This window comes from Actinopolymorpha sp. B9G3 (assembly GCF_040120725.1).
Taxonomy (GTDB): domain Bacteria; phylum Actinomycetota; class Actinomycetes; order Propionibacteriales; family Actinopolymorphaceae; genus Thermasporomyces.
Window position 1 is genome coordinate 40775 of the sequence record NZ_JBEEAB010000003.1, and the last position, 24349, is coordinate 65123.

General features: G+C 68.0%; 19 protein-coding genes. 18 read left to right on the forward strand and 1 reads right to left on the reverse strand.

Features of this window, described 5'->3' with window-relative positions:
* Positions 1–55: 55 nt before the first annotated feature.
* Positions 56–1027, reverse strand: a complete 972-nt coding sequence (locus ABNF93_RS06375; RefSeq protein WP_349326701.1) for a hypothetical protein — start codon at positions 1025–1027, stop codon at positions 56–58.
* Between the two features lie 213 nt (positions 1028–1240).
* Here ABNF93_RS06375 and ABNF93_RS06380 point away from each other — a divergent pair, with 213 nt between their 5' ends.
* The 18 genes from ABNF93_RS06380 (at position 1241) to ABNF93_RS06465 (ending at position 24274) form a co-directional block, all read left to right on the forward strand.
* Positions 1241–1813, forward strand: a complete 573-nt coding sequence (locus ABNF93_RS06380; protein ID WP_349326702.1) for a DUF6318 family protein — start codon at positions 1241–1243, stop codon at positions 1811–1813.
* Between the two features lie 224 nt (positions 1814–2037).
* Entirely contained in the window at positions 2038–2613 is a 576-nt protein-coding gene (locus tag ABNF93_RS06385) for a hypothetical protein (protein WP_349326703.1), read from the forward strand.
* Positions 2610–3557 (forward strand): hypothetical protein, encoded by a 948-nt coding sequence (locus ABNF93_RS06390; RefSeq protein WP_349326705.1) that lies wholly within the window; start codon positions 2610–2612, stop codon positions 3555–3557. The genes ABNF93_RS06385 and ABNF93_RS06390 overlap by 4 nt, the downstream gene beginning before the upstream one ends.
* Positions 3558–3853: 296 nt before the next feature.
* Positions 3854–4462, forward strand: coding sequence for a 50S ribosomal protein L10 (rplJ, locus tag ABNF93_RS06395; protein ID WP_349326706.1), 609 nt, complete (start codon positions 3854–3856; stop codon positions 4460–4462).
* 60 nt (positions 4463–4522) lie between these two features.
* Positions 4523–4912 (forward strand): 50S ribosomal protein L7/L12, encoded by a 390-nt coding sequence (gene rplL, locus ABNF93_RS06400; RefSeq protein ID WP_349326707.1) that lies wholly within the window; start codon positions 4523–4525, stop codon positions 4910–4912.
* 292 nt (positions 4913–5204) lie between these two features.
* The gene (locus tag ABNF93_RS06405; protein WP_349326708.1) at positions 5205–6209 is read left to right on the forward strand and encodes an ABC transporter ATP-binding protein; all 1005 of its coding nucleotides are present in this window, start codon (positions 5205–5207) and stop codon (positions 6207–6209) included.
* Positions 6210–6276: 67 nt separating this feature from the next.
* Positions 6277–7050 carry an MlaE family ABC transporter permease gene (locus ABNF93_RS06410; RefSeq protein ID WP_349326709.1) on the forward strand — a complete coding sequence of 258 codons (774 nt, stop codon included), beginning with the start codon at positions 6277–6279 and terminating at the stop codon, positions 7048–7050.
* Between the two features lie 93 nt (positions 7051–7143).
* Complete coding sequence (locus ABNF93_RS06415) at positions 7144–8031, forward strand: MlaE family ABC transporter permease (RefSeq protein ID WP_349326710.1); 888 nt, start codon at positions 7144–7146, stop codon at positions 8029–8031.
* A 137-nt stretch (positions 8032–8168) separates the two neighbouring features.
* Positions 8169–9434 carry an MCE family protein gene (locus ABNF93_RS06420; protein ID WP_349326712.1) on the forward strand — a complete coding sequence of 422 codons (1266 nt, stop codon included), beginning with the start codon at positions 8169–8171 and terminating at the stop codon, positions 9432–9434.
* The gene (locus ABNF93_RS06425) at positions 9431–10555 is read left to right on the forward strand and encodes an MCE family protein (RefSeq protein ID WP_349326714.1); all 1125 of its coding nucleotides are present in this window, start codon (positions 9431–9433) and stop codon (positions 10553–10555) included. Before ABNF93_RS06420 ends, ABNF93_RS06425 begins: the two co-directional genes overlap by 4 nt.
* Positions 10552–11586: an MCE family protein gene (locus tag ABNF93_RS06430; RefSeq protein WP_349326715.1), complete on the forward strand. Its 1035-nt coding sequence runs from the start codon at positions 10552–10554 to the stop codon at positions 11584–11586. Before ABNF93_RS06425 ends, ABNF93_RS06430 begins: the two co-directional genes overlap by 4 nt.
* Complete coding sequence (locus tag ABNF93_RS06435) at positions 11583–12758, forward strand: MCE family protein (RefSeq protein ID WP_349326716.1); 1176 nt, start codon at positions 11583–11585, stop codon at positions 12756–12758. Before ABNF93_RS06430 ends, ABNF93_RS06435 begins: the two co-directional genes overlap by 4 nt.
* Positions 12755–13918: an MCE family protein gene (locus ABNF93_RS06440; RefSeq protein ID WP_349326717.1), complete on the forward strand. Its 1164-nt coding sequence runs from the start codon at positions 12755–12757 to the stop codon at positions 13916–13918. The genes ABNF93_RS06435 and ABNF93_RS06440 overlap by 4 nt, the downstream gene beginning before the upstream one ends.
* Entirely contained in the window at positions 13915–15192 is a 1278-nt protein-coding gene (locus ABNF93_RS06445; RefSeq protein WP_349326719.1) for an MlaD family protein, read from the forward strand. Before ABNF93_RS06440 ends, ABNF93_RS06445 begins: the two co-directional genes overlap by 4 nt.
* Positions 15162–15824 carry an Rv1363c family protein gene (locus ABNF93_RS06450; protein WP_349326720.1) on the forward strand — a complete coding sequence of 221 codons (663 nt, stop codon included), beginning with the start codon at positions 15162–15164 and terminating at the stop codon, positions 15822–15824. Before ABNF93_RS06445 ends, ABNF93_RS06450 begins: the two co-directional genes overlap by 31 nt.
* 61 nt (positions 15825–15885) lie before the next feature.
* Positions 15886–16425, forward strand: coding sequence for an Rv1363c family protein (locus ABNF93_RS06455; RefSeq protein WP_349326721.1), 540 nt, complete (start codon positions 15886–15888; stop codon positions 16423–16425).
* A gap of 341 nt (positions 16426–16766) precedes the next feature.
* Positions 16767–20264, forward strand: coding sequence for a DNA-directed RNA polymerase subunit beta (gene rpoB / locus ABNF93_RS06460; RefSeq protein ID WP_502877548.1), 3498 nt, complete (start codon positions 16767–16769; stop codon positions 20262–20264).
* 131 nt (positions 20265–20395) lie between these two features.
* Positions 20396–24274, forward strand: a complete 3879-nt coding sequence (locus ABNF93_RS06465) for a DNA-directed RNA polymerase subunit beta' (RefSeq protein ID WP_349326722.1) — start codon at positions 20396–20398, stop codon at positions 24272–24274.
* Positions 24275–24349 lie beyond the last annotated feature (75 nt).

Below are 24349 nucleotides of genomic sequence, written 5' to 3' on the forward strand. Positions count from 1 at the left end.
GCGAAGCCTCTCGCCGCCCGGTCAAGACTGCATGCTGTGAACCTTCGAAGTCCCTTCAGCTGGTTTCCCTGCTCGAGAACAACGCCGGTTTGCCAGGCGTACGAGGTGTTGGCAGAAGTCGTCCGCGAAGGGCTGACGCCGCTGTGGAGATCAGCGTGAGGGCGCCGGCCACCCCGAGCGCCAGCCAGGTGCTGTGACCGGTGTCGATGTCGTCGTACACCGGTGATTCTTCTGGACGGACCGCACCCTGCAGGTCGCCCAGGTCCACGAGACCGAGCAACACCAGCACGGCGACCGTCGCGACGATGGCGAGGGCGGCGAATATCCGGCGCGCTGCACCCTTCGTACCCAAGGAGAGGAGGACCAGCCCGCCGACCGTGACCACACCCCACAGATACCCGAGACCCTTGGAGCCGTACGACGTGAACCAGTACAGCTCCGTCTCCACGCGGCCGGCGACATAGGCCCGGTACTCCGCCCACGGCATCGCCAGCGACGCGACGAGCAACAGCATCCCGTAGCCGGCGCAGGCCACCAGGCGGAACCACCGCGGCAGGACTCGCAGGACGATGAGCCCGAGCACGAGGACGACCAGCTGGGAGAGGAAGAAGCCGCCCGTCGGGCTCATCCAGGCGGCGGCGTCGCAGTCGCCGACGTCGCCACGAACGACCAGGCGCTGGTTCGCCCTGATGTCCTCGGCCCGGATCATCGCCTCCGCGCCGAGCGTGGCGCCGAACGCGACGAGCACCGCGACCAACCTGAGCGGCACGGCAACCGCCAGCCTGCCCGGCGCCCTCAACCTGCCGAAGAACTGGCTACCGACCAGGGCGCCGGCGCAGACGACGTAGATCACCGACCAGGGACGAAACTCGAATGCGTAGGCCGTCGACCCAGTGACCTCACAGCCGCTGGTGAACTCGGCTCCGGACATCCACGGCAGCGCCAGCCCCAGGAGCAGGAGGCAGAGGCCGGCCCCGCCGACGACGATGGCGGCCACGTCGTTCTGGCCGGCCGGCTCGGTCCTCATGGCGCCCCCTACGCACAGCGACCATCCAGTGGAGCTGTGCGCAGTCGAGACTGGTCCGAACGGGCTAACAGCCGGCTTACAGGCCGTCGTACACAGGCACGCGTTCGTATCGGTCGGATCTGTTTGATCAGAATCCCGGCTGAGAGGACACCCGCACGGTTTGTTACGGTTGCCCGGCTTTGTCGCGGCACCAGATCAACGTGGGAGTGGACAGTGCGATCGACAGCGGGGTGGATGGCCGGTCTGGCAGTGGGACTCGGCCTGGCGCTGGGGGCGTGCGGCGGTTCGCCGGGCAGCACCGACGAACCGAAGAAGGACACCAAAGCGCGCCCTTCCGCGAGTGCGAGCCCCAGTGTCTCGGCATCGCCCAGCTCCGCCGCCAAAGGTGCCGACGTCGCCGCCGATGACGAGGCGGCGGCGAAGAGGTTCGTCCAGACGTTCCTCGCAGCCCACGACCAGGCGATGGCCGACGGCGACTTCTCGGCCGTCACCGCCATGAGCGCCGACGAGTGCGGCAACTGCCAGATGTCGGCGACCTACTACTCCCAGCTGTACGAAGAGGGCGGCAAGGTCGAGGGCGGCACGTTCACCAAGCCGACGTTCAACGTCTCCGGCAGGGACGACGACTCGGTGGTCGTCGAGGTCAAGAGCACCGTGTCCGCTTACGAGATCGTGAGCGCCGCCGGGTCGAGCAAGAAGTTCCCCGCCAAGCCCAACGCCTCGACGTTCACGCTGAAGAAGGACGCGGACGGCACCTGGCACGTCGCGGGATGGACCTACGACTGAGCCTGGCCGCAGGGGGCCCACGGGCCAGTACGCACGTACTCATCGAACCGACAGAGCGCAGGTCGGGCGCAACCACCGAACCTGTCCGTGCGTGCGCTGTTTCCGAGATCGCCGCTTCCGGCGGTCGGTCACGTGCTGTTACGGTTGGCCCGGTTTGTCGGACTGGGCGGCGCCACGGTGCTTCTGGGGAGCTTTGGGCTGTGCGACGAGTGGGGTGGGCGGCGATGGCCGCCGTAGGACTTGTGCTGACCATCGCCGGCTGCGGTGGCTCGCCCGAGCCGAAGTCGCTCGACAAGCCGTCGGCGCGCACCTCCGCTACAAGCGACGCGACGAAAGATCCCAGCCCGACGGCGTCCGCGAGCCCCAGCGGTAAGTCCGGCAAGATCATCACCGGTGGTGCCGGAAAGGTCGATCCCGCGACCGCTGCCGACGTCAAGGCGTTCATCGGTGACTACCTCGCGGCACAGAACAAGGCGACGGGCGACGGCGACTTCTCCGCGGTCGATGCGATGGTGGAGTCGTGCACCGTCTGCGACGCCTCGAAGCAGTACATCAGCGGTGCCTATTCCAGCGGCGGCAAGGTCGAGGGCGGCATCTTCACGAAGCCCGAGATCACCGTCGGCGGCCAACGCTCCGACCGCATCGTGGTGACCGTCGACGCCGTGATCAGCGCGTACGAAACAACCAGCGGATCCGGCAAGGTCGTCGACAAGGGCCCGGCCGAGACCGTGCGATACCAGTACTCCGTCACCAACGTCGGCGAGAGTTGGCGGATCGCCGAAGGGAGCAAGGTCGGATGAGGCGGCTTGCGCGAAGGGCTCTGAGCGTCTCCCTGCTCACCGGTCTCCTGGCGGTGGGCCTCGTCACGCCGGCCTACGCAGGACCACAGGACGGCATCGGCTGGCAGTACAGCGAGTCCGCCAGCGGCTATTGGCGCCCGCCACAGGCGACCGGAGCGCCTCCCACCGGAGGGAGTAGTGGCCCGGCCACCGTCTTCGTCCAGCGGAGCAACACCAACGAACTCCTGTGCCCTGAAGGAGATCCGGACTTCGCCTGCGACGGCCCTCCCGCGTACATCACCGGAATCATCTGTGGTGCGAACCTCCGCGGCCCGCGTGGCCTTCCGCTCTTCGCGTGGATCAGGTGGGAACGGGAGATCGTCGACGGCGAGCCGGGGCCGTGGGTCGGACGCGAAGCCGACTGCGAAGAGCCCGGCGACGACGACTTCATCCCGATGCAGGAGATCAGCTGGGAGGTCAACTACCAGGTCTTCCAGCAGTTGAACGCGCCGGCCATCCAGATCTCGCCGAATGCCCGGACCCTCATCAACCTGCCCACGATCGTCTCGACGAACTATCCAGCCGGGATCGGCCCACCCGCGACGGTCCTGTCGCAGGACCCGCCTCGGATCAGCATCCCGATCCACATCGACCGGCCGAACGGCGGACTGGACGGTGAGATCACCGCGGAAGCCGACCTCACCTGGACGTTCGAGGACGGAGGTACGGCCACCGGGCGCGGCAGGCCGTACGTCTCGGGACGACTGCCGGAGAACAACCCCGGCTTCTACGTCACGAACATCTTCGAACGCCCCGGCCAGAAGACGGTGACGCTCGACGTCAGCTGGACGGGAGACGTCACGGTGCCGCCGCTGGCGCCGGAGCAGATCGTCCCGGTGAACCTTCCGGCGGTGACCGAGGACGTCGAGGTGCTCGAGAACAGTCCCGTCCTGAGCAAGGACTGACCACCGGCCGGGTTGCGGGGGCGGTTTGGTCCCTTCGTGAACCCTCCCGTATCCTGGCCGCTGCCGAAGACCGCTGGTTGCCGCCCTCGGGTGGCTGAAGGTCCCGCGATGCGGGCGGCCCGCGCAGGCGTGACGTGGTAGCCACGTAGCAGGCGACGATCATGGGCGTACGCCCAGCACCGTCTCCCCGCTTCCGTGACAGCATGCCCCGTGCGTCTGCACGGGGCATTTCGCATCATTCGGGTCCTTCCACGACCGGCACCGTCCTCGGGCCACCACACAGTGGAAGGAGAACCATGGCGAGGCCGGACAAGGCAACCGCCGTCGCCGAGCTCACGGACCAGTTCCGCGGATCGGGCGGCGCGGTGTTGACCGAGTACCGCGGGCTCACCGTCAAGCAACTGCAGGAGCTGCGGCGCTCGCTCGGCGACAACGCAAGCTACGCCGTGGTGAAGAACACGCTGACCAAGATCGCGGCGAAGGAAGCAGGCGTCGAGAACTTCGACGAGCTCCTGGTCGGCCCCACGGCCATCGCGTTCATCTCTGGGGACCCGGTCGAGGTCGCCAAGGGTCTGCGTGACTTCGCCAAGGCCAACCCGAGTCTTGTCATCAAGGGCGGCGTCCTGGAGGGCAAGACCCTCGCCGTCGACGAGATCACCAAGCTCGCCGATCTCGAGTCCCGCGAGGTGCTCCTCACCAAGCTCGCAGGCGCCATGCAGGCGTCGCTCGCAGGCGCGGCGTCGCTGTTCCAGGCGCCGCTGTCGCAGGCCGCGAGGCTTGCCGAAGCGCTGCGGGCGAAGGTCGAAGCCGAAGGTCCGGCTGCCGCCGGGTCGGCGGAGTCGGCCGCCGAGGCGGCCCCGGAGTCAGGGTCCGCGGGCGAGCAGGAGAGCAGCGACTCGGAGTGAGTCCTGACCTACGTACGACCACCCATCACCACGGCATCACACACGGAAGGTAACGCCACCATGGCAAAGCTCAGCACCGATGAGCTGCTCGACTCGTTCAAGGAGATGACCCTTCTCGAGCTCAGCGAGTTCGTCAAGCAGTTCGAGGACACGTTCGGCGTCACAGCGACGGCGCCGGTCGCCGTCGCCCCGGCTCCTGTCGGCGGCGGTGGCGGCGAGGCCGCGGCCGAGGAGGAGAAGGACGAGTTCGACGTCATCCTCGAGGCTGCCGGCGACAAGAAGATCCAGGTCATCAAGGAGGTCCGCGGCCTCACCAGCCTTGGTCTGAAGGAGGCCAAGGACCTGGTCGAGGGCGCGCCCAAGCCGGTCCTGGAGAAGGTCAACAAGGAAGCCGCCGACAAGGCCAAGGAAGCCCTCGAGGGCGTTGGCGCGTCGGTCTCGGTGAAGTAGGCAGCAGATCGCAGTACGCCGGCGGGTTCGACCTGCCGGGCTGTGTTCTTCGCACCGAAAGGGGCGGCCACCAGGTTCCTGGTGGCCGCCCCTTCTGCTTGGTCTACGCCGGGCGACGTGAGTGTGGATGAGGCGCCCTCCCGAGCGGTAACTCGTACGTAACCTCACGGCGCGCTGCTCGTTGGGTGAGGTCAGGGCGTGCTGGCTGCTGTCCGCGGGGGACCCCGGTAGCCGAGGCGACCTCCATGACATCGAGGCCGTGAGCCTTTCCGACGGTGTGAGGAGTGGTCCCTTGGGGGTGGAGATCCGAGTCGAGGAGCTCACCAAGTCCTTTGGTGGGCAGGCGGTCTGGCGGGATGTCAGCCTGACGATTCCCTCGGGCGAGATCAGCGTCATGCTGGGCCCGTCCGGCACCGGGAAGTCGGTCTTCCTGAAGTGTCTTGTCGGACTCCTCAATCCCGAACGCGGTCACATCTTTATCGAGGGTCACGATATCGCCACGTGTCGTGAGCGGGAGCTGTACGAAGTGCGCCGGTTGTTCGGTGTGCTCTTCCAGGATGGCGCCCTCTTCGGGTCGATGAACCTCTACGACAACGTCGCGTTTCCCCTTCGGGAACACACGAAGCGGCCCGAGTCCGAGATCCGGGCCATCGTCATGGAGAAGTTCGAGATGGTCGGGCTCCTCGGCTCCGAACGCAAACTGCCCGGCGAGATCTCCGGTGGCATGCGCAAGCGGGCCGGCCTGGCGCGCGCGCTCGTGCTCGAACCGGAGATCGTGTTGTTCGACGAGCCCGACTCCGGCCTCGATCCCGTGCGTACGGCCTATCTCAACCAGCTCATCGTCGACCTCAACCAGCAGACCGGCGCGACGTTCCTCATCGTCACCCACGACGTCAACACCGCACGCACGGTCCCGGACAACATCGGCCTGCTCTATCACCGGCACCTCGCGATGTTCGGTCCGCGGGAGATGTGCCTGTGCTCGCAAGAACCCGTCGTACGCCAGTTCCTCAACGCGCAGAGGTTCGGACCGATCGGTATGGCGGAGGAGAAGGACGCCGACGAGCTCGCGGCAGAGCAGGCGTTGGGCGTCGAACTCCCACCGCTGCCGCCGATCCCGCTGCAGCTGGAGCCGTCGAACGGCCAGCCTCGCTACACCCAACGCCCGGCCGGCCAGTGGTGTCTGGCGCATGGTGTACGCCCGCCGCCCGGTTCGTTCCAGCGCGACGTCACGACCGCGCCCGGAGCGATCGTCGGCGCCCCGACCGACACGCCCAGCGGCGGGGGATGGACATGAGCGAGCGGATCAGTGGACACAGCGTGCCTGGTGCCTCGCCTGTGTGCACAGCAAAGCGGGACGACGCATGAGTTGGCAGCTCACGGCGCCGCTTCGCGCCACGGGTAATCTCTGCGGTTTCGCGTGGGACGTCCTCAAGGTCGTGCCGCGAGGACCCTTCCAGGTAAGGGAGTTCATCCGGCAGGCCTGGTTCCTCGCCAGTGTGACGATCGTGCCGACGGCTCTGGTGTCGATCCCGTTCGGTGCCGTCATCGCGTTGCAGATCGGCGGACTCATCAAGCAGTTCGGCGCCCAGTCGTTCTCGGGTGCGGCGATGGTCCTCGCCGTCGTCCGCGAGGCCTCGCCGATCGTGACCGCGCTGCTGATCGCCGGCGCGGGCGGTTCGGCGATCTGCGCCGACCTCGGCTCACGCCGGATCCGGGAGGAGATCGACGCCATGCAGGTGCTCGGCATCGATCCGCTGCAACGCCTTGTGGTCCCGCGGGTGGTCGGCGCGATGTTCGTCGCCGTCTTCCTCAACGGTCTCGTGAGTGTTGTCGGCGTCATCGGTGGCTACGTGTTCAACGTCGTCCTCCAAGGCGGCACTCCCGGTGCCTACCTCGCGTCGTTCACCGCCCTCGCCCAGTTACCGGACCTGTGGGCCGGCGAGATCAAGGCCCTGGTGTTCGGTCTGATCGCCGCGATCGTCGCGTCGTACAAGGGATTGAACGCAGGAGGGGGCCCCAAGGGCGTCGGCGACGCGGTCAACCAGTCGGTCGTCATCACGTTCATGCTGTTGTTCTTCGCCAACTTCGTGATGCAGGCGATCTACTTCCAGGTCGTCCCGCCGAAGGGGGCGTGAGCTGCATGATCAGCCAGGGTCGGGGGTGCCAGGGGGTCGTCCCCCTGGGCAAACACCGCCAGGTCGTCCCGCCGAAGGGGGCGTGAGGCGGCGATGACCCAGATACACGTCGATCCCGCCCGGTTGGGAGCCCAACGCCGGGCTGCCAGACGCCGGGCCACCCTCCGCAGGCTGGCAGCGAAACCGGTCGACGGACTCGACGCGCTCGGCGGCCAACTCGCCTTCTATGTCAGGGCGATCGCCTGGACACCCCGTACGCTGCGTCGCTATCGCCGTGAGGTGGGGCGGTTGCTCGCCGAGGTGACTTTCGGCACCGGCGCGCTGGCGGTGATCGGCGGCACGGTGGGCGTCATCGCGTTCCTCGCGTTCTTCACCGGCACCGAGGTGGGCCTGCAGGGGTACGCCGCTCTGAACCAGCTCGGCACGTCAGCCTACTCCGGCTTCGTCTCGGCGTACTTCAACACCAGGGAGATCGCTCCGCTCATCGCCGGCATCGCCCTCGCCGCCACGGTCGGCTGCGGGTTCACCGCACAGCTCGGTGCGATGCGGATCAGTGAAGAGGTCGACGCGCTCGAAGTGATGGCGGTGCCGTCGCTGCCGTTCCTGGTGACCACGCGGATCATCGCCGGACTGGCCGCGGTCGTGCCGCTCTATGTCATCGGGCTCTTCTCGTCGTACTTCGCGACGAGGCTGATCGTCACCGGCTACTACGGCCAGAGTGTCGGCACCTACGACCACTACTTCCAGCTCTTCCTCCCGCCGTACGACGTGTTGTGGTCGTTCGGAAAGGTCGTCATCTTCGCGATCGTCATCATCGGAATCCACTGCTACTACGGCTACCACGCATCGGGCGGTCCGGCCGGTGTCGGCGTCGCGGTGGGTCGGGCGGTGCGTACCTCGATCGTCGCCATCAACGTCGTCGACCTGCTGGCGTCGATGGCGATCTGGGGCGCGACCACCACAGTCAGGTTGGCGGGGTAGCGATGGCCGGACGTACAGGGCACGGACGTACAGGGCACGGACGTACAGGGCACGGACGTACAGGGCACGGACGTACAGGGCACGGACGTACAGGGCACGGCAGGAGCGGCCACGACCGCAGGCGATCGGCACTCGGCGTGGGGTTCCTGCTGGTGCTGGCCCTCGTGGGCGTCCTCACCTACGCCTTCTTCGTCAAGGCGTTCACGCCGTCCGTCGACGTCACGGTGGAAACGTCCCACATCGGGCTGCAGTTGAGTCGGCATGCCGATGTCAAGATGCGTGGACTGCTGGTGGGGGAGGTGCGCGACGTCGAGTCGGACGGACGTGGGGCGCGCATCCACGTCGCGCTGAAGCCCGACACGATCGACGCGATCCCGGCCAACGTACGCGTGCGGATCGTGCCCAAGACGCTCTTCGGCGAGAAGTACGTCGAACTCGTGGTGCCGCCCGACCCGGACCTGCGGCCGCTCGCGGCGGGTGATGTCATCGGCCGTGAGCGGGCCAGGGTCGACATCGAGCTCGAACAGGTCCTGGACGACACCTACCCGCTGCTGCGTACCCTCCAGCCGGCCAAGCTCAACGCCACCCTGTCGGCGCTCGCGACCGCCCTGGAAGGACGGGGCGATGACATCGGCGGCAACCTCACCCGCCTGAACGACTACCTCGGTGAGTTCAACCCGCACCTTCCGGCGCTGAAGGAGGACGTGTCGGCGCTCGCGGACGTCGCGGACGTCTACGACGAGGCGAGCCCTGACCTCGTGCGCCTCCTCGCCAACGCCACCAGGACCGGCAACACGGTCGTGGTCAAGCAGCGGGCGTTGGAGGACTTCCTCACCGACCTCGCCGGCACGAGCACGACGGCGCGGTACTTCCTTGCCGACAACGAGCGCTCGCTCATCCGGGTCGGCGAGGTGAGCCGCCCCACCCTCGACCTGCTGGAGACCTACTCACCGGAGTACTCCTGCCTGCTGGAAGGGATGGCGGGCTGGGTGCCGCGCTTCGAGGACGCGTTCGGCAAGGGCGACCACTTCGACGGCAGTTCGGGTGCGCTGCACATCACCCTCGAGATCGTCAACCAGAACAACGCCTACACCGACGACGACCGGCCGGCGTTCCTCGACGACCGGGGACCCGGCTGCCGCGGCTTGCCGAATCCGCCGTACACCCAGGAGAATCTGGCGCCGCGCAGCGGCGTCCAGACGGGTGTGGGCAACCAGCCGGGCCCGGGTTCGCGGGTGCCGGTGTTCGACACCACGAGCGGGTACGCCGGAACGGCCGCGGAGCAACAGATCGTCGACGCCATCGTCGGACCGGCGACGGGGACCGCGCCGCAGGACGTCCCCGATATCGCCACCCTGCTCTTCGGTCCCATGGCCCGCGGAACGGAGGTGAGTGTGAAGTGACGTTCCCTGGTGTGCGGTTGCGTCCGCTGGACCGGGCGACGACGGCGGCAGCGGCGAAGCTGGTCGTCTTCGTCGTCGTGACCACGCTCGCCACGGCCCTGCTCGCACTCACCATCGCCAATGTCGGTTTGGGCGGCACCGAGGAGTACAAAGCCGTCTTCACCGACGTCACCGGTGTCGAGAAGGGCGACGACGTACGCATCGCCGGGGTACGCGTCGGCGAGGTCCGCGACATCGAGGTGCTCGACGCGGGAAGGGACGCTGGGGCCAGCGGCGCCGCGGGTGGCGAAGCGTCGGAGAGCGCAGGGTCGGCGGGCGGACCCCTGGCCGAGCTGACCTTCACCGTCGACGCCGACCAGTCACTGTCTCGCAGCACCCAGGCCGCGCTGCGGTTCCGCAACCTCGTCGGTCAGCGCTACCTGGCGTTGAGCGAAGGTGCCGGCTCGGCGGCGCCCCTGCCCGCCGGCGGCACGATCCCGGTCTCGCAGACCCAGCCGGCGCTGGACCTGACCGTGCTCTTCGACGGGTTCAAGCCGTTGTTCGCCGCGCTGTCGCCGCAGGACGTCAACAAACTGGCGTACGAGATCATCCAGGTCCTCCAGGGCGAGGCCGGCACCGTCGAGAGCCTCCTGGCGCACACCGCATCCCTGACCACCACGCTCGCCGACAAGGACAAGGTGCTCGGCGACCTCATCGACAACCTCAACGTCGTGCTCGCCACCGTGGCCGACCGGGACCAGAAGCTCACCCAGCTCATCTTCGAGCTCCAGCGGTTCGTCTCCGGGCTCGCCGCCGACCGGGAGGCGATCGGCGACTCGCTCGGCTCGATCGTCGCCCTCAACGAGCAGACCGCCGGCCTGCTGGAGGATAGCCGCGGTGACCTGAAGACCGACATCGCCGAGCTGGGCAAAATCGCCGGCACCCTCGAGGACAACGGACCGATCGTCGAGCGCACGTTGCAGAACATGCCGCCGAAGCTCACCGCGCTGACCCGCACAGCGACCTACGGCTCGTGGTTCAACTTCTACCTCTGCGACTTCGACGGCCGGGTCGTGCTGCCCACCGGCCAGGAACTGCCGCGCGCCGGGCTGCACGTCGACGCGGCGAGGTGCCAGCGATGAGGGGCCGCGACGCGCGCAACCCGGTGACGACCGGGGTGGTCGGTCTTGCCGTCATCGCCGCCCTGCTGTACGCCGCGTTCAACGCCGCGGATCTGCCGTTCATCGGAGGTGGCACGACGTACGCCGCCCAGTTCACCGAGGCCGGCGGGATCCGGGTCGACGACGAGGTACGCGTGGCAGGCGTCAAGGTCGGTGCCGTCCGCGCGGTCGAGTTGGCCGGCGACCACGTGCGGGTCGAGTTCAAGGTCGAGGACCGGGACGTACGCCTCGGCGCCGAGACCGGTGCCGCGATCCGGATCCGGACCCTGCTCGGCCGCAAGTACCTCGCCCTCGCCCCCGCCGGCACGGGCGAGCTCGACCCTGACAAGGAGATCCCGCGCTCACGCACGGTCGCTCCGTACGACGTGGTCGAGGCGTTCAGTGATCTCACCACGACGACGGAGAGCATCGACACGGCCCAGCTGGCGAAGGCGCTCGACACGTTGAGCACGACGTTCGCGGACACGCCGGAGGAGGTGCGCGGCTCGCTCGAGGGCCTGTCGAGGCTTTCCCGCACGATCGCCTCCCGTGACAAGCAGCTGCAGGCTCTGCTGGCCCGGGCCAACACCGTCTCCAAGGTGCTGTCCGACCGCGACCAGGAGCTGGCGAAGCTGATCCGCGACGGCGACCTGCTGCTGAAGGAGGTCCGTGCCCGCCGCGCGCTCATCCACCAGCTGCTCGTCACCACGCAGGAACTGTCCCTGCAGATCACCGGCCTGGTCGAGGACAACCGCAGGCAGCTCGAACCCGCGCTCCAGCGCCTCGCGGCGGTGGTGAAGCTGCTCCGCGACAACCAGGAACACCTCGACAAGAGCATCGAGCTGCTCGCGCCGTTCCTGCGGGTCTTCGCCAACACGGTCGGCACCGGACCGTGGTTCGACACCTACATCCCCAACCTGGTCCCGTTGCCGGGCACGCCGCGGCTGCCTGGCCTGCCGGATGGGACGGGTTCGCTGCCCGACGGCGCGGCCGGAAACGGAGGCGGCCGATGACCTGGTCCGAACCCCGCCTCTCGTTCGTACGCCGGTTCTCCCGGGGCACCCACGTCCTGGCGGTCGTCGTCGCGCTGGCCATCGTCGCGACCCTCACCTACGCCCTGTGGCCGGACGAGCCGCGCAAGCGACTCACCGCGCACTTCCCCCGGACGGTCGGGCTCTACGAGGGATCCGACGTCCGCGTCCTCGGCGTCCCGATCGGCCGGGTCGAGCGGGTCGTGCCCGACGGCCGGGCGGTCCGGGTGGAGATGACCTACGAGGCGGAGTACGACATCCCGGCCGACGCCAGGGCCGCGGTCATCTCTCCGTCGATCGTCAGCGACCGTTATGTCCAGCTCACACCGGTCTACCGCAAGGGTCCGGTGCTCGCCGACGGTGCCGAGATCGCGCTCGACCAGACGGCGGTGCCGGTCGAGCTGGACCGGATCTATGCGAGCCTCGACGACCTCGCCGTCGCCCTCGGGCCGGAGGGGGCCAACAAGGACGGCTCACTGTCGCGGCTGCTGCGGGTGGGCGCGGACAACCTCGACGGTCAGGGGGAGAAGCTGCACGGCACCATCGGCGACCTCTCCGACGCCACGCAGACGCTCTCGGGGTCCCGGGACGATCTCTTCGCGACCGTACGCCAGCTGCAGCAGTTCACCAGCACCCTCGCCGCCAACGACGCTCAGGTCCGGGAGTTCAACACCGACCTGGCCGCGGTCGCCGACCAGCTGGCCGCCGAGCGTGGTGATCTGCAGCTCGCCCTCGACCACCTCGCGAAGGCACTGACGGAGATCTCGACGTTCGTCCGCGACAACCGCGGGGAGCTTCGGGCCAACGTCGACGGCCTCACCGAGCTCTCCAAGACCCTGGTGAAGCAGCAGGACGCCCTGCGTGAGGCACTCGACGTCGGGCCGGTCGCGCTCGCCAACCTCGACCATGCCTACAACGCCCAGACCGGCACGCTGGACACCCGCGACAACTTCGCCCAGCTCGACGATCCCGGTCTGTACCTCTGCTCGCTGCTGCTGCAGGCCGGTCAGCCGCAGTCGGTGTGCGACGACCTGCGCGGGGTCCTCGACGACCTTCCCCTGCCCGAGGTGCCCGGCGGGGTGGCGTCCCGGGTCCCCAGCGGTACCGCCGGACAGCCTCCGCGTGACCTGACGTTGGGGGGAATCCTGCGATGAGCCGCCTACTCAGCTGCGTTCGCCGGACGGCCCTCGCCGTCCTCGCGGGTGGGCTGCTCGCCGGATGCGCGTTCTCGGCGTACGACCTGCCCCTGCCGGGAGGTGCCGGCCCGGGCGGCGACAGCTACCAGGTCACCGTCCGGTTCGCCGATGTCCTCGACCTGGTTCCCCGCTCCGCGGTGAAGGTCAACGACGTCACCGTCGGCGAGGTCGAGGAGATCTGGCTCGACGGCTTCACGGCCAACGCCAGGCTCCGGCTCGACCGGTCCGTACGCCTGCCCGACAACGCGACGGCACAGATCCGCCAGACCAGCCTGCTGGGGGAGAAGTTCGTCTCCGTCTCCGCTCCGCGCGGCGGCCAGCGGTCCTACGGCCGGCTCGCGGACGGCGACGTCATCCCGCTCGCCCGGACCGGCCGCAGCGTCGAGGTCGAGGAGGTGCTCTCCGCGCTGTCCCTGCTGCTCAACGGCGGCGGTGTCGCGCAACTCAAGACCATCAACGTCGAGCTCACCAAGGCCATGGACGGCCGCGAGACCGACATCAACCAGCTGCTCCGCCGGCTCGACACGTTCGTCGGCGAGCTGGACGCGCACAAGCGGGAGATCAGCCGGGCGATCGACAGTCTCGACCGGCTCTCGGCGTCGCTCGCCAAGCAGCGGAGGACGATCGGGAGCACCGTCGACGAACTGCCGGCCGCGCTGACGATCCTCGCCGACCAGCGGGAGGACCTCACCCGGATGCTGGTGGAGCTGTCCAGGCTGGGCGACGTCGGCACCCGGGTGATCGAGGGGACCCGTGCGGACCTGCTCGCCAACCTCGAAGCCCTCGCGCCGATCCTCACCGAGCTGGCCAGGGCTGGCGACAGCCTGCCGAAGTCGCTGGAGTTGCTGTTCACCTATCCGTTCGCCGATTCGGCCGCCGACGCCGTGCAGGGTGACTACACCAACCTGCAGATCACGCTCGACGCCGACCTCGAAGGCCTGCTGTCGGGCTCGACACCGCCACCGCTGCCCCAGGTGCCGCAGCCTTCCGACGACGACCCGACGTCGCTGCCGACCGACGTTCCCACCCTCCTTCCGCTCCCGCCGCTCGGTGGTTCCGGTGCCTCGAGCGAGGACCAGTCCGACCTGACCGACTTGCTGTTGGGAGGCCTGGGATGACGACGAGGACGGTACGCATCCAGCTGGTGCTGTTCGTGATCCTCACTCTGGTCGGCGTGTCGATCGCGGGTTCCCGGTACGCCGGGATCGGGGAGGCGCTGTTCGGTGGCCAGCAGCGGGTCCGCGCCGAGTTCGCCGACGCGGGCGGGATCTTCGAGGGCGCCGAGGTCACCTACCGCGGCGTCGGCGTCGGCCGGGTGACAGAGCTCGCCCCGACCAGCACCGGTGTCGAGGTGACCCTCGCGTTGGAGCCAGCGGCCCGCGTACCAGCCGACACCCTCGCGGTGGTCGCCAACCGGTCGGCGATCGGCGAGCAGTACGTCGATCTCCAGCCCCGCGGGTCCGGCGGCCCGTACCTCCGCGACGGTTCGGTCATCGCGCGCGCCGACACCCGCACCCCGCTGTCGACCACTGCCCTGCTGCTCGACCTCGACCGGTTGGTCGCGTCGGTGCCGCGGCAGGACCTCGTCACGGTGATCGACGAGCTGGGCACCGCCTTCCGCGGCACCGGCCCCGACCTGTCCCGCCTCGTCGACGCGGGCAACGCGCTGGTCGAGAGCGCGGACGCGAATCTGACGCAGACCGTCGACCTGATCGAGGATGGTCGTACGGTCCTCGACACCCAGCGCGAGTCCGGCAGCGCGATCACGAGCTTCTCGGCCGACCTCGCCGACCTGTCCGACACCCTCGTCGAAGCCGACCCCGACCTGCGGACGACCCTCGACTCGGGTGTGGCGACCGCCCACCAACTGCAGGCGCTGATCGACGAGAACGCCGGCGACGTGCCGGTCCTGCTCGGCAATCTCCTCACCACGGGCCAGATCGTCCGGGCCCGGCTCGACGGGGTCCAGCACATCCTGATCCTGTACCCCTACGTCGTACGCGGCGGCTACACCGTCATCGCCCCAGACCCGACGACCGGCGACTACACCGCACATTTCGGGCTCCAGCTCGGCGCCACTCCCGGCTCCTGCCGGAAGGGCTACGAGAGCACCCACAAACGTCCGCCCGAGCAGGTCGAACCCACCCCCGCCAACGTCGACGCCAGGTGCGACGACCGCACGAGAAACAAACGAGGTGCCCAGTTCGCACCGCCCTCCGCACCTGAGGGTGGTGACGACGACACGTACGCTGCCGCGGCGTACGACCCGGCAAGCGGTAGGGTCCGGCTGCCGGACGGCGGATCCGCACGTGTCGGCTCACTCGGGGGGCAGCGCAGCGCCTTTGGAGAGGATTCGTGGAAGTGGCTGCTGATCGGACCGCTCACCCAGTGAAGGACGGCGTCGGCGCCGAGCCGGCCGTCGACGAGGCGGCGGCCAACGAGTCTGCCGTGGCCAACGCGGTGGGTGACCAGCCCACCGCCGCCCAGTCTGTTGCGCCGCTCGCCGGCCATGCGGAGTCGGGCGACGAGGCGGTCCATGCCCGCCGGGTCAGGAACGTCCTCGTCGGCGTCCTCGCGGGCCTGTTCGTCATCGCGCTGGTCGGCGCGGCGATCCTCGGCCAGCGAGTCGCCGCGGCGCAGGACGAGGAGCGCCTGCGTACCGAAGCCGTCCACGCCGCCCGGCAACTCGTCGTCAACTTCACGACCGTCGACCACCGGTCGTTCGACAAGAGCACGAAGGGTGTGCTGGCGCTGTCGGCCGGCGACTTCCGCCAGCAGTACGCCAATGCGTCCAAGGAGCTCGAGCAGCTCGTCAAGGAGAACAAGACCGTCTCCTCCGGCAAGGTCCTCTATGCCGGCGTCGTGAGTTTCGACCCCGACTCGGCGCGCGTTCTGGTCGTGGCCGACGCCGACGTCACCAATGTCGCGGCCGACAAGCCGCAGCTGCGCACCTACCGCCTGCAGCTCGACCTGAGCCGGGAGCCTGACGGCTGGCGGGTCGTCGACCTGTCGTTCGTCGGATGAGGGGTCGGGAGCGGGCCGTGAGCGGTTCAACGGAGCGTCGGGACGAAGGGAGCTGGCGGCAATGAGCGCGAGCACGTACATCCAGCCGGCGGAGGGCCCGCCGCCCCCCGGAGGGAAGAGCTGGCTGCCGGTCGCCCTGGCCATCGGGCTCGCCGTGGGCGTGGTCGTCGCGCTGCTGGCGTGTGCCGCCCTCGGCTACCGCGCGCACGCGGCGAGCCAGCTGGACACGGCCCGGTCGGAAGGACTGGACGCCGCCAGGTCCGCGGCACCGGTGTTCATGGCGTACGACTTCCGCCATCTCGACCGCGACTTCTCCCGGGCGCGGAAGCTACTCACGGGCGAGTTCCGCAAGGAGTACGCCTCCACCACCGCACGGGTCGTCAAGCCGACCGCCGCCAAGACCCGGGCGGTGGTGGTCGCCGAGGTGCGGGCATCGTCGGTGGTGTCGGCGACGCCTGACCGGGTGGTCGCGCTGCTGTTCGTCAACCAGACGACGACCAGCAACCGCGCGGACGAACCGCGCACCGACCTGAACCGGGTTCTCATGACGGTCGAGCGGGTCAATGACCGGTGGCTCGTCAGCAAGGTCGACGCGCTCTGAGGCATCACCCGCGCCTTCCGGGCAACTAGCTCAAGTCGGGCGGTACGCACGGGCGAAAGGCCGGCAAACGGTCGCCGGGATGCTTGACGTGGCCTCACAGTAGGGCTCATGCTCGGCGAATAGGTCGTATCGGGGTCGGCAGGGACTCCCCGCATTGGTGTCGGGCGACGGAGCAGTGGCAAGTCCAAAGAAATCTGAGGGGACTAGACAGCAGTGGGCGCTGTAGCTACACTGTCGCTTTGCCCTGCCTTCCGACCGCGCCTGGGAAATTCTTAGGTCGGTCCGGCATGTGAGAGACCCGCCATCTGCGAGATGAGCCGCAAGCCTCGGAAGGACCCCTTTTGGCCGCTTCGCGCACCAATGCGTCCACCACGTCCGCCCGTCCGAACAACTCCACCCGCGTCGAACCACCGCGCCGGATTTCGTTCGCCAAGATCAAGGAGCCTGCCGAGGTTCCCGACCTGCTCGCGCTGCAGGTCGAGAGTTTCGACACCCTGGTCGGCAACGACAGCTGGCAGGCCCGGGTGGCCGAAGCCCTCGAACAGGGCCGCACGGACGTTCCCGGCAAGTCCGGCCTCGAGGAGATCTTCGAGGAGATCTCCCCGATCGAGGACTTCTCGGGAACCATGTCCCTGTCGTTTCGCGATCATCGGTTCGAGCCGCCGAAGAACTCCGTCGACGAGTGCAAGGACCGCGACTTCACCTACGCCGCGCCCCTGTTCGTCACCGCGGAGTTCATGAACAACGAGACCGGCGAGATCAAGTCCCAGACCGTGTTCATGGGCGACTTCCCGCTCATGACGCCCAAGGGGACGTTCGTGATCAACGGCACCGAGCGTGTCGTGGTCAGCCAGCTCGTCCGTTCGCCCGGCGTCTACTTCGAGCGCGTACCCGACAAGACGTCCGACAAGGACGTCTTCACCGCCAAGATGATCCCCTCGCGGGGTGCTTGGCTCGAGTTCGAGGTCGACAAGCGCGACACCGTAGGCGTACGCCTCGACCGCAAACGCAAGCAGAACGTCACCGTCCTCCTGAAGGCGCTCGGCTGGACCGACGCGCAGATCCTCGAGGAGTTCGGCGACTACGAGTCGATGCGGCTCACCCTGGAGAAGGACCACACCTCCGGCCAGGATGACGCGCTGCTCGACATCTACCGCAAGCTGCGGCCAGGTGAGCCACCCACCCGGGAGGCCGCCCAGGCGCTGCTGGAGAACTACTACTTCAACCCGAAGCGGTACGACCTCGCCAAGGTCGGTCGCTACAAGATCAACAAGAAGCTCGGGTTGGAGCTGCCCCACGACCAGTCGGTGCTCACGATCGACGACATCGTGGCCGCCATCCGTTACCTCGTCGCGCTGCATGAGGGGCGGACCGAGCTGCCCGCACCGCAGGGTCCGATCGTGGTCGAGGACGACGACATCGACCACTTCGGCAACCGGCGCCTGCGCACGGTCGGCGAGCTGATCCAGAACCAGCTCCGCACCGGCCTCGCCAGGATGGAGCGGGTCGTCCGCGAGCGGATGACGACCCAGGACGTCGAGGCGATCACGCCGCAGACCCTGATCAACATCCGCCCGGTGGTCGCGGCGCTGAAGGAGTTCTTCGGCACCTCCCAGCTGAGCCAGTTCATGGACCAGACCAACCCGATCGCCGGGCTGACGCACAAGCGGCGGCTCTCCGCGCTCGGGCCCGGTGGTCTGTCCCGTGACCGGGCCGGCATGGAGGTCCGTGACGTCCACCACTCCCACTACGGCCGGATGTGCCCGGTGGAGACGCCCGAGGGGCCGAACATCGGTCTGATCGGGTCACTCGCCACCTACGGCCGGGTCAACCCGTTCGGCTTCGTGGAGACGCCCTACCGCAAGGTGGTCGACGGTCGGGTCACCGACCAGGTCGAATACCTCACGGCCGACGAGGAAGACCGCTACGTCATCGCCCAGGCCAACGCGCTGTTGAACGCCGACAGTACGTTCGCCGAGGACCGCGTTCTGGTCCGCAAGCGGCACGGTGAGGTCGACGCGATCGCCGCCGCCGAGGTGCAGTACATGGACGTCTCGCCGCGGCAGATGGTCTCGGTCGCGACGGCGATGATCCCGTTCCTCGAACACGACGACGCCAACCGCGCACTCATGGGTTCCAACATGCAACGCCAGGCGGTGCCGTTGATCCGTTCGGAGTCGCCGTTGGTCGGCACCGGCATGGAATACCGTGCCGCCGTCGACGCCGGTGAGGTCGTGACGGCCGAGAAGCCCGGTGTGGTCCGCGAGGCCTGCGCCGACTTCGTCGAGGTCGCCAACGACGACGGGACCTACCAGACCTACCGGTTGGCCAAGTTCCGTCGTTCCAACGCCGGGACCAACATCAACCAGCGGCCGCTGGTGTCCGAAGGCTCTCGGGTCGAGGTCGGCACGGTCATCGCCGACGGCCCGTGCACCGAGAACGGCGAGATGGCGCTGGGGCGCAACCTGCTGGTCGCGTTCATGTCGTGGCAGGGTCACAACTACGAAGACGCGATCATCCTGTCCCAGCGGATCGTGGAGGAGGACATCCTCACCTCGATCCACATCACCGACCACGAGGTCGACGCCCGCGACACCAAGCTGGGTCCGGAGGAGATCACCCGGGACATCCCGAACGTCTCCGAGGAGATGCTCGGTGATCTCGACGAGCGCGGCATCATCCGGATCGGCGCCGAGGTGACCACTGGGGACATCCTCGTCGGGAAGGTCACACCGAAGGGCGAGACAGAGCTGACGCCAGAAGAGCGGCTGCTCCGTGCGATCTTCGGAGAGAAGGCGCGGGAGGTCCGCGACACCTCGATGAAGGTGCCGCACGGCGAGAGCGGCACGGTGATCAAGCACCGGGTCTTCGACCGTGAGGAAGGCGACGAACTGCCGCCGGGTGTCAACCAGCTCGTTCGCGTCCACGTCGCCCAGAAGCGCAAGGTGCAGGACGGCGACAAGCTCGCCGGCCGGCACGGCAACAAGGGCGTCATCGCCAAGATCCTTCCGGTGGAGGACATGCCGTTCCTCGAGGACGGCACGCCGGTCGACATCATCCTCAACCCGTTGGGCGTGCCCGCGCGGATGAACGTGGGCCAGGTGCTCGAGACGCACCTCGGGTGGGTCGCGAACGCCGGCTGGAAGATCGAGGGCGACGACGAGGACTGGAAGTCCAGGCTCGCGGCGATCGGCGCGGCCGAGGCGGAGTCCGGCACCAACGTCGCGACACCGGTGTTCGACGGTGCTCGCGAGGAGGAGATCACCGGGCTCCTGTCGTCGACCCTGCCCAACCGTGATGGCAACCGCATGGTGGCCCCTGACGGCAAGGCGAGGCTGCTCGACGGTCGGTCGGGGGAGCCGTTCCCCGAGCCGGTCGCGGTCGGCTACATCTACATGCTGAAGCTCAACCACCTGGTCGACGACAAGATCCACGCCAGGTCGACCGGCCCGTACTCCATGATCACTCAGCAGCCGCTGGGTGGTAAGGCGCAGTTCGGTGGTCAGCGCTTCGGCGAGATGGAGGTGTGGGCGCTCGAGGCCTACGGTGCCGCCTACGCCTTGCAGGAGCTGCTCACGATCAAGTCCGACGACGTCATGGGCCGGGTCAAGGTCTACGAAGCCGTCGTCAAGGGCGAGAACATCCCTGAACCCGGCATTCCGGAGTCGTTCAAGGTGCTCGTCAAGGAAATGCAGGCGCTCTGCCTCAACGTCGAGGTGCTCTCCAGCGACGGCATGGCCGTGGAGATGCGCGACAGCGAGGAAGACGTCTTCCGCGCAGCGGAAGAGCTCGGAATCGACCTGACCCGGCGTGAGCCGAGCAGCGTCGAGGAGGTTTGACGGCGGCCTGGCCGGACGATCGCGGGTTGTGCGACGTCCGGCCAGACCACCGACTTTGAGCGAATCCACAGTGCTGGCCCGGGGGGCAACCCCCGGACCCCCGAGCGACAACATAAGGGGTTCGAGAACACGTGCTCGACGTCAACTTCTTCGACGAGCTTCGAATCGGCCTTGCGACCGTCGACGACATCCGCCAGTGGTCGCATGGCGAAGTGAAGAAGCCCGAGACCATCAACTACCGCACGCTGAAGCCCGAGAAGGACGGACTCTTCTGCGAGAAGATCTTCGGGCCCACCCGCGACTGGGAGTGCTACTGCGGTAAGTACAAGCGGGTCCGCTTCAAGGGCATCATCTGCGAGCGGTGCGGTGTCGAGGTGACCCGTGCCAAGGTACGCCGGGAGCGGATGGGCCACATCGAGCTGGCCGCGCCGGTGACCCACATCTGGTACTTCAAGGGCGTGCCGAGCCGGCTCGGCTACCTGCTGGACCTCGCGCCCAAGGATCTCGAGAAGGTCATCTACTTCGCTGCGTACATGATCACCAGGGTCGACGACGAGGCGCGCACCCGCGACCTGCCGTCGCTCGAGGCGCGCATCGATGTCGAACGCAAGCAGCTCGAGCAGCGCCGCGACAACGACGTCGAGCAGCGGATGAAGAAGCTCGAGGAGGACCTCGGGCAGCTCGAGGCCGAAGGCGCGAAGGCCGACGCCCGCCGCAAGGTGAAGGAAGGTGCTGAGCGGGAGATCCGCCAGCTCCGTGACCGCGCCCAGCGTGAGCTCGACCGGCTCGAGGAGGTCTGGACGAGGTTCAAGAACCTCAAGGTCCAGGACCTCGAAGGCGACGAGATCCTCTACCGCGACATGCGCAACCGGTTCGGCAAGTACTTCGACGGCGACATGGGTGCCGCGGCGATCAAGCAGCGCCTCGACACCTTCGACCTCGAGGCGGAGGCGGTCAACCTTCGCGACATCATCAAGAACGGCAAGGGTCAGAAGAAGACCCGGGCGTTGAAGCGGCTCAAGGTCGTGTCGGCGTTCCTCACGACCAGCAACAACCCGCTCGGGATGGTGCTCGACTGCGTGCCGGTCATCCCACCGGACCTGCGCCCGATGGTGCAGCTCGACGGTGGCCGGTTCGCGACGAGTGACCTCAACGACCTCTACCGCCGGGTGATCAACCGGAACAACCGGCTCAAGAGGCTGCTCGACCTGGGCGCGCCCGAGATCATCGTCAACAACGAGAAGCGGATGCTGCAGGAGGCCGTCGACGCACTGTTCGACAACGGCCGCCGCGGCCGTCCGGTCACCGGGCCGGGCAACCGTCCGCTGAAGTCGCTGTCCGACATGCTCAAGGGCAAGCAGGGCCGGTTCCGCCAGAACCTGCTCGGCAAGCGGGTCGACTACTCCGGTCGTTCGGTGATCGTCGTCGGTCCGCAGTTGAAGCTGCACCAGTGCGGCCTGCCCAAGGGCATGGCGATCGAGCTCTTCAAGCCGTTCGTGATGAAGCGGCTGGTCGACCTCAACCACGCGCAGAACATCAAGAGCGCCAAGCGCATGGTCGAGCGAGCCCGCCCCGTCGTGTGGGACGTGCTCGAAGAGGTCATCGCCGAGCACCCGGTGCTGCTCAACCGGGCACCGACGCTGCACCGACTCGGCATCCAGGCGTTCGAGCCGCAGCTGATCGAGGGCAAGGCGATCCAGATCCACCCGCTCGTGTGTACGGCGTTCAACGCCGACTTCGACGGCGACCAGATGGCGGTGCACCTGCCGCTGTCGGCCGAGGCGCAGGCCGAGGCCCGGATCCTGATGCTCTCGACCAACAACATCCTCAAGCCGTCCGACGGTCGACCGGTGACCATGCCGACTCACGACATGATCATCGGGATCTTCTTCCTCACCATGGACCGCGACGATCTGCCGGGAGCGGGTCGGGCGTTCGGGTCGGTCGCCGAGGCGTTGATGGCGTTCGAACGGCACGAGATCCACATCCAGAGCAAGATCAAGCTCCGGTTCAAGGACCTCACACCACCGGTCGGCTGGACGGCTCCCGAGGGTTGGGAGCCCGGCCAGTCGATCACGCTCGACACCACGCTGGGCCTCGCGCTGTTCAACGAGGTCCTGCCGGCCGACTACCCGTACGTCGACTACGAGGTGGGCAAGAAGCAGCTCGGCGTGATCGTCAACGACCTCGCCGAACGCTACCCCAAGGTCGAGGTGGCAGCCTGCCTCGACGGCCTCAAGGACGTCGGCTTCGGCTGGGCCACCCGGTCCGGTGTGACGATCTCCATCGGCGACGTGATCACGCCGCCGCGCAAGCCGGAGATCCTCGCGGGCTACGAGGACAAGGCGGCCAAGGTCCAGAAGCAGTTCGACCGTGGCCTCATCACCGACGACGAGCGCCGCCAGGAGCTCATCGAGATCTGGACCCAGGCGACCAGCGAGGTCGGCAAGGAGATGGAGGCGGGGTTCGACAAGATCAACCCCATCTACATGATGGTCCACTCCGGTGCCCGCGGAAACATGATGCAGGTACGCCAGATCGCCGGCATGCGTGGTCCGGTGGCCAACCCGAAGGGCGAGATCATCCCGCGCCCGATCAAGTCCAACTACCGCGAAGGCCTGTCCGTCGTCGAGTTCTTCATCGCGACGCACGGCGCCCGTAAGGGTCTGGCCGACACGGCGCTGCGGACGGCGGACTCCGGGTACCTCACCCGGCGGCTCGTCGACGTCAGCCAGGACGTCATCGTGCGCGAGGACGACTGCGGCAGCGAGCGCGGTCTGCTCAAGCGGATCGCGAGCAAGCAGCCGGACGGGTCCCTGCGCCGTGCGGACGACGTGGAGACGTCGGTCTACGCCCGGGTCCTCGCCGAAGAGGTCAAGGGCACCAACGGCGAGATCGCGGCCCCGGCCGGGACCGACCTCGGTGACCTTGTCATCGACCGGCTGGTCCTTGCCGGAGTCGAGGAGATCCGGGTCCGCAGCGTGCTCACCTGTGACTCGCGGGTGGGTGCCTGCGCGGCGTGCTACGGGCGTTCGCTGGCGACCGGCAAGCTCGTCGACATCGGCGAGGCGGTCGGCATCATCGCGGCCCAGTCCATCGGTGAGCCGGGCACCCAGCTGACCATGCGTACCTTCCACACCGGTGGGGTTGCCGGTGAGGACATCACGCACGGTCTGCCCCGGGTGGTCGAGCTCTTCGAGGCGCGCCAGCCCAAGGGGAAGGCGCCGATCGCCGAGACGGCGGGCCGGGTCCGGATCGAGGACTCCGAGAAGAGCCGGAAGATCGTGGTGATCCCCGACGACGGCAGCGAGGAGAAGGGCTACCCCGTCTCCAAGCGGTCACGTCTGCTGGTCGACGAAGGCACCCACGTCGACGTCGGTCAGCAGCTCACCCACGGCACTCCCGACCCGCAGGACGTGCTCCGCGTCCTCGGTATGCGTTCGGTCCAGCAGCACCTCGTGGACGAGGTGCAGGAGGTCTACCGCTCGCAGGGTGTGGCGATCCACGACAAGCACATCGAGACGATCGTCCGGCAGATGCTCCGCCGGGTGACCGTGATCGAGTCCGGCGACTCCGAACTCCTCCCGGGCGAGCTGGTCGACCGGATGAGGTTCGAGGAGGAGAACCGCCGCGTGGTCGCCGAGGGCGGCACACCGGCGTCCGGGCGTCCGGTGCTGATGGGTATCACCAAGGCGTCGCTCGCGACCGACTCGTGGCTGTCGGCCGCGTCCTTCCAGGAGACCACGAAGGTCCTCACGGAGGCCGCGATCAACGCCAAGAGCGACTCGCTGCGGGGTCTGAAGGAGAACGTCATCATCGGCAAGCTCATCCCGGCAGGTACCGGTATGGAGCGTTACCGCAACATCCGGGTGGAGCCGACCGAAGAGGCGAAGGCCGCGATGTACTCCATGGTGGGCTACGAGGGATACGACGCTGACTACTCCTTCGGCGCTGGCTCCGGAGAGGCCGTCCGCCTGGAGGACTTCGACTTCGGCGGCTACACCAGCTAGCACCACCCGCACGACACGCAGTGGGATGCGGCGGCCGCACGTAGACGTGTGGCCGCCGCTTTCGTGCCGAACGCA